General features: G+C 50.9%; 10 protein-coding genes and 1 other annotated feature. Of the genes, 1 reads left to right on the forward strand and 9 read right to left on the reverse strand.

Annotation, left to right across the window (positions count from 1 at the left end):
* Nucleotides 1-13 precede the first annotated feature (13 nt).
* The 4 genes from NDK47_RS18535 to NDK47_RS18550 all read right to left on the reverse strand — a co-directional run bounded on the left by NDK47_RS18535 (nt 14) and on the right by NDK47_RS18550 (nt 6,780).
* Nucleotides 14-2,689, reverse strand: coding sequence for a valine--tRNA ligase (locus tag NDK47_RS18535; RefSeq protein WP_251871258.1), 2,676 nt, complete (start codon nt 2,687-2,689; stop codon nt 14-16).
* Between the two features lie 38 nt (nt 2,690-2,727).
* Nucleotides 2,728-2,972: a binding site (T-box leader), on the reverse strand.
* Between the two features lie 70 nt (nt 2,973-3,042).
* Nucleotides 3,043-3,354 (reverse strand): STAS domain-containing protein, encoded by a 312-nt coding sequence (locus NDK47_RS18540; RefSeq protein WP_251871259.1) that lies wholly within the window; start codon nt 3,352-3,354, stop codon nt 3,043-3,045.
* 92 nt (nt 3,355-3,446) lie between these two features.
* Complete coding sequence (locus NDK47_RS18545) at nt 3,447-4,676, reverse strand: ATP-binding protein (RefSeq protein ID WP_251871260.1); 1,230 nt, start codon at nt 4,674-4,676, stop codon at nt 3,447-3,449.
* Nucleotides 4,663-6,780 carry a SpoIIE family protein phosphatase gene (locus NDK47_RS18550; RefSeq protein WP_251871261.1) on the reverse strand — a complete coding sequence of 706 codons (2,118 nt, stop codon included), beginning with the start codon at nt 6,778-6,780 and terminating at the stop codon, nt 4,663-4,665. The genes NDK47_RS18545 and NDK47_RS18550 overlap by 14 nt, the downstream gene beginning before the upstream one ends.
* Before the next feature lie 181 nt (nt 6,781-6,961).
* Here NDK47_RS18550 and NDK47_RS18555 point away from each other — a divergent pair, with 181 nt between their 5' ends.
* Nucleotides 6,962-7,141, forward strand: a complete 180-nt coding sequence (locus NDK47_RS18555; protein WP_251871262.1) for a hypothetical protein — start codon at nt 6,962-6,964, stop codon at nt 7,139-7,141.
* 53 nt (nt 7,142-7,194) lie between these two features.
* Here the strand turns inward: NDK47_RS18555 and NDK47_RS18560 are convergent, their stop codons facing one another.
* The 5 genes from NDK47_RS18560 to hemH form a co-directional block, all read right to left on the reverse strand.
* Nucleotides 7,195-8,193, reverse strand: a complete 999-nt coding sequence (locus tag NDK47_RS18560; protein WP_251871263.1) for a protein kinase family protein — start codon at nt 8,191-8,193, stop codon at nt 7,195-7,197.
* Nucleotides 8,190-9,179 carry a phosphotransferase gene (locus tag NDK47_RS18565; protein ID WP_251871264.1) on the reverse strand — a complete coding sequence of 330 codons (990 nt, stop codon included), beginning with the start codon at nt 9,177-9,179 and terminating at the stop codon, nt 8,190-8,192. Before NDK47_RS18565 ends, NDK47_RS18560 begins: the two co-directional genes overlap by 4 nt.
* Nucleotides 9,180-9,191: 12 nt before the next feature.
* A complete protein-coding gene (locus NDK47_RS18570) occupies nt 9,192-11,153 on the reverse strand; it encodes a LysM peptidoglycan-binding domain-containing protein (protein WP_251871265.1) in 1,962 nt (653 codons plus the stop codon).
* Nucleotides 11,154-11,362: 209 nt separating this feature from the next.
* Complete coding sequence (hemY, locus tag NDK47_RS18575) at nt 11,363-12,787, reverse strand: protoporphyrinogen oxidase (protein WP_251871266.1); 1,425 nt, start codon at nt 12,785-12,787, stop codon at nt 11,363-11,365.
* Nucleotides 12,788-12,789: 2 nt separating this feature from the next.
* A complete protein-coding gene (gene hemH / locus NDK47_RS18580; RefSeq protein WP_251871267.1) occupies nt 12,790-13,731 on the reverse strand; it encodes a ferrochelatase in 942 nt (313 codons plus the stop codon).
* Between the last annotated feature and the right edge of the window lie 12 nt (nt 13,732-13,743).

Here is a 13,743-nt window from a genome sequence, read left to right on the forward strand (position 1 = left end):
GGGGGACGACAAATCATTCGCCTTTTAACTCTGATAAACGAGCCTTAACTTTATCCCGTTTTTCCATGTATCCAGCCATTTTGGCGCGTTCCTCTGCAACTACTTTTTCCGGAGCCTTAGCCATGAAGCCCGGATTGTTCAGCTTCTTCTCGATTCGTTCCACTTCACTGTGAAGAGTTGCCAGCTCTTTTTCAAGACGCTTCACTTCTTGCTCCAAATCGATCAGACCCGCCAGCGGCAAGAACAGCTCAGCTCCCGAAACGACTGCTGACATGGCCTTATCCGGTGTTTGCAGCTGTTCACTGATCTCCAATCTCTCCGGGTTGCAGAAACGAATCAGGTACTCTTCGCCGCGCTTCAGACGCGCCAGTGTAGCCTCGTCGCCCGGCTTGATCAACAGCTCAATTTTCTTGGACATCGGCACGTTCACTTCCGCACGGATATTGCGCACATTGCGGATCACCTCGACGAGCAGATCCATTTCTGCTTCGGCATCAGGGAAGATCCACTGTTCATTCGCCGTTGGCCACTTTGCAATCGTAATGCTCTCCCCTTCATGCGGAAGCGCATGCCAGATTTCTTCGGTCATGAACGGCATAAACGGATGCAAGAGACGGAGCGTTTGATCCAGAACGGTTACCAGAACCGATTGGGTTGTCTTCTTCGCAGCATCGTCGGCACCATACAATGGGATCTTCGCCATCTCAATGTACCAGTCGCACAGATCATCCCAAATGAAGTTGTAGAGCACACGTCCCGCTTCGCCAAATTCAAACAGATCCATCAAACGGGTCACATCTTTGATCGTGTTCTGGAGGCGGGAGAGAATCCATTTGTCAGGTGTGGAAAGATTGCCGCTCAGATCAATGTCTTCATAACGGAAATTCGCCATGTTCATCAACGCAAAACGGGAAGCATTCCAGATTTTATTGGCAAAGTTGCGGTTGGACTCAACCTTTTCCCAGTAGAAACGCTGGTCATTCCCCGGTGAATTGCCCGTAGCGAGCGTAAAGCGCAGTGCGTCCGCTCCGTATTTTTCAATGACCTCCATCGGGTCTACGCCGTTGCCCAGTGATTTGGACATTTTCCGTCCCTCGGAATCCCGAATAATTCCGTGGATCAGTACGGTTTCAAACGGATTTTTTCCGGTAAACTCCAGTCCGCTGAAAATCATCCGCGCTACCCAGAAGAAGATAATGTCATATCCGGTCACGAGTACATTGGTCGGATAGAAATACTTCATGTCCTCTGTCTCTTCCGGCCAGCCCAGGGTTGAAAACGGCCAGAGACCGGATGAGAACCACGTATCCAGCACATCGGTATCCTGCTCCAGCTTGTGGCTATGACAATGCGGGCACTCGCCTACGTCCTCGCGGGAGACGATGGTTTCCCCGCAGTCCTGGCAATACCAGGCCGGAATCCGATGTCCCCACCAAAGCTGACGAGAGATACACCAATCGCGAATGTTTTCGATCCAGCGCAGGTAGTTGGTTTTAAAACGCTCCGGAACAAATTTGACACTCTCTTCGCTGTATGCGTTGGCTAGCGCTGCATCGGCCAGCGGCTGCATTTTTACAAACCATTGTGTCGACAGATACGGCTCTACGACCGCATCACTGCGCTCACTGTGGCCAACCTGGTGAATATGCTCTTCGATTTTGAACATGACACCTTGCTCTGTCAGATCCCCAATAATCTGCTTGCGGCATGCAAAGCGGTCGAGCCCTTTGTATCCGGCTGCATTTTCGTTCATGGTTCCGGATTCGTCCATCACGACAATTTGCGGGAGGTTATGTCTTTGCCCCAGCTCAAAGTCGTTGGGATCGTGCGCCGGTGTGATTTTTACTGCACCCGAACCAAACTCCGGATCGACATAATCATCTGCGACGATCGGAATCTCGCGTCCGACGATGGGCAGGATAACGGTCTTGCCGACGAGGTGCTTGTAGCGCTCGTCCTCCGGATGAACAGCTACGGCCGTGTCACCCAGCATGGTTTCCGGACGAGTGGTTGCTACTTCGATATAGCCGGTTCCGTCAGACAGCGGGTAGCGCATATGGTGCAGGGCACCTTTTACTTCTTTGTAAATGACTTCAATATCCGAGAGAGCTGTGCGAGCAGCAGGGTCCCAGTTGATGATCCGGTTTCCGCGGTAGATCAGCCCTTTTTCATAGAGACGGACAAACACTTCACGCACAGCGCGGGAAAGTCCCTCATCCATCGTAAAACGCTCGCGGGAATAGTCCAGAGCCAGACCAAGTTTTTCCCATTGCTCCCGGATATGCTCGGCATAGATATGCTTCCATTCCCATACCTTTTCCAGAAACTTTTCACGCCCCAGCTCGTGACGGGAGATGCCTTCTTCACGCAGTGTTGCCTCTACACGGGCCTGTGTTGCGATTCCTGCATGGTCCATTCCCGGTAAAAACAATGTACTGTAGCCCTGCATCCGCTTCGTCCGGGTGATGATATCCTGCAGCGTTGTGTCCAGTGCATGACCCAGATGCAGCTTGCCCGTTACATTCGGGGGCGGAATCACAATCGTGAACGGACGTTTTTCCGGGTCTCTCTCCGCCTTGAAAAACTGGCGATCCATCCAGTACTTATACCACTTGGATTCGGCTGCTTTGGGATCGTAGTTCTTCGGCAGCAGTTGGTCAATGTCATTGGTTGCTTGTTGGTTTGACATAACGTAGCCTCCTTCGGAAAATAAAAAAACCTTTCATCTCAAAGGACGAAAGGATTGTTTCGCGGTACCACCTTTGTTAGCGCTGTTTTGTGTAAAAGTACCGAGCAGCGCTCACTTAGACAGGATAACGGTTGTAAACCGGTCGCGGCTACAGCTTTTCGCTCTCACCGAAACAACTCCCGGGCGACCTTCGATCAGTCCCGTCCTTAGAGAATCTCGCAGCTTTTGATTCTCCCTCTCTGCCAAGGCGTCTTGATCTACTCTTCCCGTTCATGGTTCATTGCTTTTTAGAAGTGGTCATTTCATCGTACATATTATATACAATCGAGGCTCAGCCCGTCAAACCCGCTTTCTTATGCTTGTTTCAACGAGATGCCAAGTGCTTCCGCAAAACCCAACACGTGCAGAATATCCAGGATTTCTTCCCGTACATTGATAATCTCAACTTGTTTTCCCAGGGAAATCAATTCTTTTGTCGTGAAAAAGAGTTGGCCGATCCCGGAAGAATCCACGAAAGTCACACCGTGAAAATCAACGACGACAGAACCGTTCCGTTCTCCGTATTCTCTCAGCAGATCTCCGACTTTATCCCCGACAGCCATATCCAATTCACCGGTAAAATACAGAGTGGCCTGGTCGTTGTTTTCTATTGCCCGGAAGTCCATGTACATACTCCTCTCATGCTTCATATCTTACCTTATCCACAACGATCACATTTTTTCAAGTACCCGCTCGCCGCTTTTTCCAAACATCGGCATTATATAATAGCGGTTTCCAGTACGAACTTGTTACCCGTAGTCGAGGTACCGATGCACAAGCGGTCAGAGAACTGCAGCATGACATGAAATCCCGCCCCCAGAGAATGCTTGCTCGAATAACCATGTCTAAGTGTTGCCCGCGGAAGCTCTTCCAAAAGGATGCCCTGCCCTTGATCATGTACGATGACGCGCAGCACCTTTTCCTCCGGGGAGATATGAATCGTAACCGTTCCCCCTGCTCCATGCTTGATGGTGTTGGTAGCTGCTTCGTTGACGGCTACGAGGAATTGCAGACTTCGCCTTTCAACGATCCCGAGATCAGACAAGAATTGCTTGCACACGGACCGCAGCCCGGAAAGTTCACCTGCTGAGCGGATTTTCAACGTCGCCACTTTTTGCCCGCTCGTGGCCAGTTCCACCATTTCTGCATCTGTCAGCAAGACGAGCTTGTCTTGTGTAACGGCCATCAGCACCTGCTTGTAAAGCTCCCATTCCTTACGCTGCCGTGCTCGCTCCTCAGCGATCGCTTCTGTTACGTCAATCAAGGCGAGTCCACAGGTCTGATCTGGCAAGGGGGAGGCGTACAGCTCGTACATCTTGCTTCCATCCCCTGAGATCAACTGCTCGCGAACGGAAGCGCCCTTTTTCACTGCTTCCCAGGCTACACGCTCAAGATCACCTTCCAGCGGTTCCTCTGTTCGCTTTGCGCCAATCGGTCGGATCACACCATTTTCCATCACATATAGATAAATGGATTGAACCTGCCTTAGAATGGAAAGCTTCTGCAGTTCCTCCCGTATCAAGCGGTGGCGTTCGTCTTCTACGTCTTTAAGTTCAGTCAGCCATTCGTTGGGAAGATTCTCGCCGCTGTGATGCCATTGGAGGAATTCCTCCATGAGCAATCGCTGCAGCACCTCATCCCTGCGGAATACTTTCGTGATATCCACAACGTAATAATGCACATCCCGGATCCCTTGAAAAGCACTGCCGAGGATGCGAAAATCGCTGGCCAGCTCGACCTCAACCGAGTCAGCGAGTGTGTGGTCTGCGCAGTAAAGACCAACCGCAGTTCGACTGATCGCTCTCATTTCTGCCACAACTGTCTGACCCGAAGACAGCTTTACACGTACTTTTCGCGCCGGGATCACTTTTTCGACAACTCCTGCCCGCAATGCATGTACGCAGTTTTGGCAAGCAGGATTTTGTGGACACTCCTCACACAACATCATCGATTACAGCCTCCTGTTCCGTACCTGTTTGAAACCTCAGGATTAACAGGGAAATATCATCGGACTGCATGACTTCTCTGGTTTTCGTCCAGATAAAGTTTTCTACGATGGCAATACTGTCATGCTCATTTGACATGAGACCTGAGTCGATCAACTGTGAATAATAATCCAGCCATGTCTGCAGGTATCGATTCGAATCTTTCCTGTCCATATCCAGTAGACCGTCTGTATAGGCAATCAACATCCCGTTTTCAACTAACGAAACGGTCTCTCTCTCGTACTGGCTGTCCGGAAGCAGTCCGAGTCCCACCCCCCCGCAGCACGGCAACAGACTTGCACCTGCCTCTGTGAGATACATGGGCTGTGGATGTCCGGCACGGCTGAGCATCAAGCAATGCTCTCTGGCATCGTACACGGCAACGAGCATCGTGATGAAGGATCTCGTTTTAATCAGATCTTCATAGAGCAGCGCATTCAATCTGTGCAAAATGACATCCGGCTCCCAGCAGGTCTGGATTACGGCTCGCAGCGCACTGCGAATGCCTGTGGTCATCAGACTGGCTGGCAGACCATGCCCAGAAACATCGGCGACGACAAAACAGGTGTAGCGATCATTCAGCGTCAAATAATCGACATAATCGCCCCCAATATAGGTGTACGGCAGGAAAATGGCTTCCGCCTGAAGCTTCGGAAGTTCAAGTCTGGCACTGGGCGTCAGCATTCGCTGGATACGCTGTGCCAACTCCATTTCCTGTTCCATCAATCGCAGCTCAATCAGTTGATTTTCCTGTAAACAGCGAAGGATCAAGCCCCGGACATTGACCGTCAGCAACTGAAAAAAGGATTGCTCCAGCAACAATTCTTCCCCATCCTCTGTTGTGCTTTTGGCCATCAACACAACATAGCGAGGGACCAACGGTGAATCCTGCTGCTCATCTATTACGATTCTCTCTGAAATAACACGCTTGGCATAGGAATGCTCCTCATCCCCCCGAACCACCTCGTAGTATACGACACCATCCCTAGATTCCAGCGAGAGACTCAAATAGACCAGGTTGTCCATGTTGGCAAACCAGACATCTATCAATTCTTCAATGACTTGCTGCAAATTTTCGTAACTGACTTCTCGCAAACTCTGTTCATTGCTTGCCAACAACAGCTTTTCATAGGTTTGCTTCACTCCCAGCATGTGCGAGAGTTGATAGTTCTTTTTTTGAATCTGTTCCATTTGTTCCGAAAATTTTTTCTCCAGACTGCCTGCTGTTCCAAGGGTCTGTCGTATCAGAGACTGGTTCCTTTGTTTGGTCAGATACAGTCTCAGTACCGTAATCGCAGTTGCAATTCCGATACCACTGAGATAGACCAAGGAATCGGTCCAGGTCAACATGGCTACTACTTCCAATAAGAGCAGCACCTGCATGGCGTTGGAATCCAGGATACTGAATTGGAGCTGTTCATGCAAATAGCTGTGCTCGTTCATGACCTCCCCTTTTGTCCGCAGGCGCGGGAAACGGAGATGGGCGCGAATCAGCACGATGAGCGCCGGTATTCCCGCAATCGCAAGGAAAGCTGGCGGCAAAAAAGGCTCCAGCGTCGCGAGTAAAATGATCAGCAGCGTAGATACCAGCATCTCAGTCTTATTTTCCATCTGTTTTCCGGCAATCTGCCTGGTGGCCAGAAAAACGGTTGTCCACGGGACTAGCAGCAGCATTCCCGTTAATACATGAAGGAAAGTAAGCATCAGTACCCTATGCTCAGGAGACAACACGATCGTGTGAGCTGTGGCTGCATAGATCGCCAGGAACGTCAAAGAGTCCAGGATGCTTTTCCACTGATCATAGTAGATATGTGGAGCCAGTGGAAATACATGCAAGGACATCAGAAAAAAGAGGTAAAACAAAATATCAAATGGCGAACTGACAATCCGCATCAGCGACTCCGGTTGATTTCCCATCAAATGGGCAAAACTCCAGGCAATCAATCCAGCGCCTTGTAAAAAGGATATATCGTACCATCGTTTGATGGATACCAATTGACGGGAGAGCAGCAAGATATATACACCCGCGCCAATCCCACATGCGTGAAGAACTGTGTACCAGACCATTAGGGATCACCTTTTTTGTACTCGTATGTCTTTCCCGCCTCTATAGTTTTTTCCCAAATCAGCATGCCGTCAAACGTTGTTTCTCATTATACCGTAACTCCCTGATTTCGAGCAGAGCGTTTCTGCACAATCCTGACACTGTCCCTTAGGTGATGGCATATACTGCAATGAGGTGATTGTGATGTCCCGGTGGAAATACCACCCTACTTTTTTGCGACTTAAATACGGCTGCAAGCAGATTCTACTGCCGCTGATTGCTTTCCAGTTCTTCCGGACCATTATCTTCCCCACTTCGTTTGATGTGATTTTGCTCGGACTCCTGGCTCTCTTGTACGTTTCCATTACTTTGGACTGGATCTGAGCATCCCTCTTTTCCAAAACAAAAAACGCCCCACTCGGTGAGACGTTTTTTGTCTAAAAGGCGCGCTGTATCCAGCGGTTCAAGCGAAGCAGCCGATCCATATCTTTCTCCAGCCGTTTGACTGCGTACAATTCACTCCACTCTTTCTTTTCCCCGTAATACAGCCCCACATCCCGCACGATTCGCTCAGGGTAGCTTAAAAAGGCGATGAGCAAGTTGGTCTCCTCTGAGCGTAACGGGAATATTTCCACATAACGCCGATACAGTTGACTAGCCCCGGCTTCATCACCGGCCAAGTGAAAATAGGTGCGGTAAAACTGGGTCAAATCGCGAGTAGGCGTATCAAAGACGGCACGGTCAAAATTGATCAAGCGGGCTTTGCCATTCCGGTCCGTCAGAACATGTGCGGGCTGGGGTGCCCCATGAATCAGCGAAAGGCGAAAGTGGGCGTGTGTCCGATGCCGCTCACGCCAATCACGCAAGAGCTTGATCGCAGACTCCGCCGTTTCTTTGACAAAAGCATGATTGGCCAGAAAGACGACATCAAACGGGGAAGGATAGAGTCGCTGGGCTGCCGTCTCCGCCGCTTTATCCACATACGAAAGAGACGTTTGCCATCTGTTTAGCATGGTGTCGATCAAGGGCTCAACCTGTCGCGGATCGTCAAAACGAAAATTCTGTGTCAAGTGATGCAGCTCCGCCAAACGCTCAACAACGGGTTGCGCCCACGCCATCGGTTTTTGTTGTTCTCTTCGACTTGCTGTCTGATGCCAGGGAGTCAGATAGTAAGTGGATTGATCGCGATATACATAGGGTTCATCGTATTTGGTGTAAATAAAAGGAATAGCCCCCTCCCAGCCTTTTCGTTCCAGGTGACGCATCACCCCGCTGACTAATTGCAAGCGTTGAGGAGGTACTTTTGTCTTTTTGCAGGCAAATGATCCGTAGGGGGTAATCGCTTTGTAAAGATTGGGGGCTTTAATGACCTCAACTGTCTGGGCAAACATGTCATATTCCTGAAACACCGGATAGATATCGTCAAAGCGTTTCATGATTTTGACTCACCCCTTATCCCCTCGGCCCGCTCGGCAATCTGCTTCATCAGGACATCCACGGCTTGCTGTGCCTGAACAGCCTGCTGGATTCCAGCCAATCGCTCCTCTTCCGGCTTGCCGTTTTCCCTGAAATGCGATCTGATCTCATTCCAAACCTCTTTGGGTTCGGCCATAAAGGCGAGCACTAGCGTGTAATCGCTTTGATCAAGAGGGCTTCTCTCTTCATATCCGTCCAGAAACGCATCGACTTGCGCAAGATCCTCGTGACGCAGGTAAAGCTCACGCAGATACGTAGCCACATCCCGCAGGGCGATCGATAATGTCGGTTTGAACAAACCGCGCAGGTACAGTTTATTTTGAACCGTTACCCAGTTTTCTTGGCTTAATCGTGCGTGAGTGACAAACAACTTGGTTTCATCGACTCTGGTGCTTCCTAACAGTTCAGCCCGACGTTCCATTCTTTCCAAAAGCGGAGGGAACAGCCAACGATACGTCTCTTGCATTTGTACAGACTGGCGGCCCCGGTAGCGCAGCGTTCCCAGCAAATCCTGCGCCTTCTTCAGTTCTCCCGCCGCTTTTGTTTGCTCCCTCTCCCAGTAATCAGAGGCGTGGAACAGCGCGCTGTCACGGTGTGTGGCATGCATCAACGAGATGATTCGACCACTCTCGTACGAAGTTTCTACAGAAGGAATGACCGACTCGATGTGACGCTGATGATCCGTCAGGGTAAACCCTCGCTGGCCGAGAATCACATACGGTTTGGAGTCGCGTGTACGAATAAATCGATCAAGCTCGCGAAAGCCTTGCCGAACCATACTCTCTCGCCAATGAAATGACCAGCGCATCACGTCGATACGTGGCCATACATGCAATTCTTTCGAGCCGCGGTTTGTCTCCAACAGATAACAATCGTCCAGCGGAGTGATGTGGATTACCCTTGCCCGAAACCGTTGACACAAATCGGACAGATTGATTCTCTCCACGGCCCCCGCTCCTTACTGTGGAATATAAATGATTTGACCCGGAACAATTTGATCCGACCGCAGATTGTTTACTTCCAAGATTCGCGACGGCGACAAGGAATAGCGCTGCGAGATCGTTTCCAGGGTTTCATCCCTTTGAATAATACAAAGCTTGAGACGGCTTTTCTTTTCCTCTTTGCTTTGGACAAAGGAGGTGAGATTTTGCATCGTCTCGATCGAGGCGTTATCGGCCTCAAATCCTCCTTTTCGTGATGCAGAGGAGGATTCCGCTTCGGTCTTTTCTTCCTTTTTCACCCGGGTTGCTTGTGAGAAAATCGAGGTAAGATTGACTTTTTCTTCTTCCTGACGAGAAGCTTTTCCAGAAATCGCCACGCGCACTTCTTTCTCTTCTGCCGCCTCTTCGATTGTCCCTTCTGCCAGGACTTCTTGGTCCACCTCACCAGTTTCTGCTTCATCGGTGGCTTCTGTTTGCTCGGAAACTTCCTCTGTTTGTACAGAGGCTGACTCCGTCACCTCTGCAGTGGCTTCTACCGCGGCCAAATCAACCGCAGGTTCACTTACAGGTTCCGCTGCCTGCTGTTCAGATGACGAGGCTGCTGGCTCAGGTGAGGTATCCGCATGGACAGCCTCTAGCTGATCTTCTTCTCGTGTAGCATTTCCCGCAGCGGATGACTCGACGACTGCCACATCACGCAGTTCTTCCGCTTTGACAGATGCTGATTCCTTGACTTGGGAAGACACTTTTACTGGGGAAAACACGGGTTGTTCCGATTGAGGAGACTCTTCCACTTTGGCAGACACTGGTTGCTCCGATTGCGAAGACTCTTCCCCTTTGCCAGACACTGGCTGTTCCCATTGAGGAGACTCTTCCACTCTGGCAGATACTGGCTGTTCCCATTGGGGAGACTCTTCCCCTTTGGAAGACTCCGGCTGTTCCCATTGGGATGACTCTCCCACTTTGGCAGACGCTGGCTGTTCCTGATTCGAAGCAGCCAAATTCTTTTCGACATCGAGCTTCGCCTTCGCTTCACTTTCCGGGAAGTAGCCTTCAAACAGCGAATGCTGTTCTTCTTTCCACGATACTTCTTCCATCATCTGCTCTGATTCATCATGAGAGATGACTGGCTGCTCTTCCAGATAGACCTCATCTGTTACATCCCCGAAGCCACTGTAATCATGGTGGGCTGGCTGGCTGGCTATTGGCTTGGAGCCAAAAGTGTCAAACATGGCCGCAAACCCCGACGGACTTTCCGACCCTTCGCGCAATAGCTGCGCAGCCTCCTGTGCCGGCTTCTGATCTGGTTCTTGCTGGATTTGGCGTGTCATCTCGCTCTCCAGCTCAGCCAGCTTCTTCTCAATTTCTTCCAAGGAAATTGGCTGAACCAGCGCTTCCGTCTGTGTTTGTGCTTCATGAGCAAATTCCCACTCGTCCGGATCGGATTCCTGTTTATTGGCCCCCTCATTTTCCGCTTGCTCACTGAAGCTCGCTGGTTCTGCATCAGCGGTATGGTGGTTGTCCGCAATTCTAATCCCGGCGATAATCAAGTCTGCTTCGATGAGCAGTTGGTGGCTAGATTGAAGCTGATAATCCAGGCTGTCGATCACTGCGTAAATATCTTCGATGTCCGCGATTCGGTTGAGCGGAATCGTGATATTGAGCGGTATCCGATGACTGAGCTCTTCCTCCTGCTGGTAGAGGTGCTCTTCACTGCCTCCTGGACGAAAGGGTGAAAACGTGACCGCTTCGACCAAGGTTTCCGAGCTGGTCTCCGAAGAATCTGAGACCTCCTTGACCGGTTTGTATTTTCCCAAAAGCTGCAGGCAACCCGTGATCGAGATCGCTGAATCTGTCTCCAGCACCTCGACGTCAGGAACCAATTCCAGCTCCTTCCATTCATCAATACCCGCTTTATCGGATGAGAGGAAAATGGTTTCCTTGATGGCAAACGAAAGCTGTCCATCTTGTATCGTCATGCGTGATCCCCCTTTCAAGTGCAGGACATTTCCCTACACTATATGGGTTTGACGAGCCTTTTAGCACCAGAAGTTCCCGCCAGGTCTTCAGCAGTATTAGAAAACTTGGCAACGCCAAGCTTTTGGCGTGACCTTAGTTGCACTTATCCTTTCACCCTCTATCGCGTTAGCGAAATTATACTTTCTGAAAGTACAAAAAAAGCCAGGGATTAGCTCCCTGACTTTTTCATCCAAAAGTCAAATAATTCCTGAATCGTTTCTTTTGCTTGGTCGATACAGTCAGGCACACCGACTCCACCGTAGGAGCCGCCTGTCAGCCACACCCCTGGAAGCTGTTCCTTCATCCGGGCTGTGGTATCCTTCAGCCATTGCCGGTGACCAACCAGGTACGGCAAACCGCGATTCCAGCGGGTTACGCGATAAAACTCCGGTTGATCATCAATTTTCATCACTTTCTGAAGATCACGGATCACGATGCGAACGATCTCTTCATCTGACCGCTCCACAATTTCCTCATGCCCTGGCTTGCCCACATAACAGCGCACCAAAGCCTTCCCTTTTGGAGTGGTATGCGGCCATTTGCGCTGCGTCCAGGTGCATGCCGTGATCGTGCAGTTCTCCTTGCGAGGGACGACAAATCCCGTCCCTTCCCGGTCCAAGCGAACCCCTTCTTCCGGATAGGCAAGCGCGACTGTCGCCATGATTGTCGGTTTGGCGCCGCTTAGTGGCGGAATCGCTACCTGATCCTTGACAACCTCCTGAGCAAGGTGGTGAGGAATCGCCAAAATAACGGCGTCTGTTTCCAGCTTTTCCCCATTCGCCAATTCCAGGGTGTACCCATCGGTTTTCTTGATCAGTCGGTTCACAGAAGTATTTTTGCGCACAGCATCTGCGGGTAGCAATTCCTCCAGCCGCTCAGCCAATGACTGCAGGCCGCTCGTCAACGTCATGAACATGCCCTTTTTCTTTTGCGGTTCGGCTGGCTGCTTCCTTTGCTGCTGGCGTGAATTCTTCATGGCCAGGATCAAACTGCGGCTTTGCTTCTCCATTTGGGCGTACTGCGGAAACGTGGACAAGAGGCTCAATTTATCAATGTTGCCCCCATAGACGCCGGAGATCAAGGGCTCGATAATATTTTCGATCACTTCATCCCCGAGCCGTCTGCGGAAGAAGTTTCCGACAGACTCATCTTCTCCGCCCTGTGCACCTGGTAGGAACAGATCTGCGGCTGCACGCAGCTTACCCATCGGAGAGATGAGCGGTGTCTTCACAAAGGGCATCAATTGTGTGGGGACTCCCATCACTGCGCCCTCTGGCACGGAGTACAAGCGGTCTTTATGCATAATGTAAGCCTGTCCTGCCTCGTTGTTGACCAACCGATCCCCTAAGCCGACATCCTTGATCAGCTCGACAGCGCTGGTTTTGCGTTCCAAAAAGGAGTCTGCTCCCAGCTCAATCGTAAACCCTTCATGCCGCCAGGTCTGTACCTTGCCTCCGATTTTGTCGCTTGCTTCCAGCAAGGTGAAGCGGAACTGCTGCCCCTTCTCTTTCGACCATTTTTGCAGGTAATAGGCAGCGGTCAGTCCGGTCATGCCACCGCCCACAATCGTTACATGCGGTTGTATGTCGCTCATAGTTATTTCCCCAAATTCGGCAATTTGTTTCCGACGACATCCGCCAGACAGGAAATAAAGGCCGGTTTGGCGTTCGGCATCGGCGGCCGGTAGTAATTGGCTCTCAGTTCATCCGTCACTACTTTGCATTCAAAATCATTGTCATACAAAACTTCCAGATGTTCTGCCACAAAGCCCACCGGGCAGTAGACAAAGGTCTCGTAGCCATGCTTCTCATGCAACTCTCTAGTCAAGTCCTGAACATCCGGCCCAAGCCACGGCTCGGGCGTGTTGCCTGCACTTTGCCAGCCGATCGCATAATGAGCAATCCTCGCTTGATCCGCTATCAGTCTGGCTGTCTCTTCCAACTGCTCAGGGTACGGATCGCCGGATATGAGAATTTTTTCAGGCAAGCTGTGAGCAGAAAAGATCACCACTGCTTTCTCGCGCTGTGATTCTGGCATAGAAGCAAAGGTTGTTTGCAGCGCATCACTCCAGTAGGAGATAAAACCGGGCTCTTTGTACCAGCTTTCCACAGAATGAATCACCGGTCCGCCGATGCTCTCGGCATGCTCCCTTGCCCGTCCGTTGTATTCCTTGACGCTGAAGCTGGAGTAGTGGGGCGCGAGCACGAGGCTGATGGCCTCTTTGATCCCGTCGCGATGCATCGCTTCGACAGCATCCTCCACAAATGGGGCGATATGCTTGAGCCCGAGATAACCGACGAATTCTTTATCGGGGTGGCGCCGGTTCATTTCCTGAACGAGCTGACTAACCTGCTCGTCCGTAATTTCTGCGAAGCGGTTCACGCCACCCACTGCCTCATAACGGGCAGTCAGGTCATCCAGCAGCTCCTGCGAGGGCTTTCGACCGCGACGAATATGAGTATAGTAGGGTTCGATCTCCTCTTTGCTGCGCGGCGTTCCATACGCCATCAAAAGCAAACCGATTTTTTGCTTGGACATAATCGCACCTCC

Origin of the sequence: Brevibacillus ruminantium, assembly GCF_023746555.1 — a bacterium.
GTDB lineage: Bacteria > Bacillota > Bacilli > Brevibacillales > Brevibacillaceae > Brevibacillus > Brevibacillus ruminantium.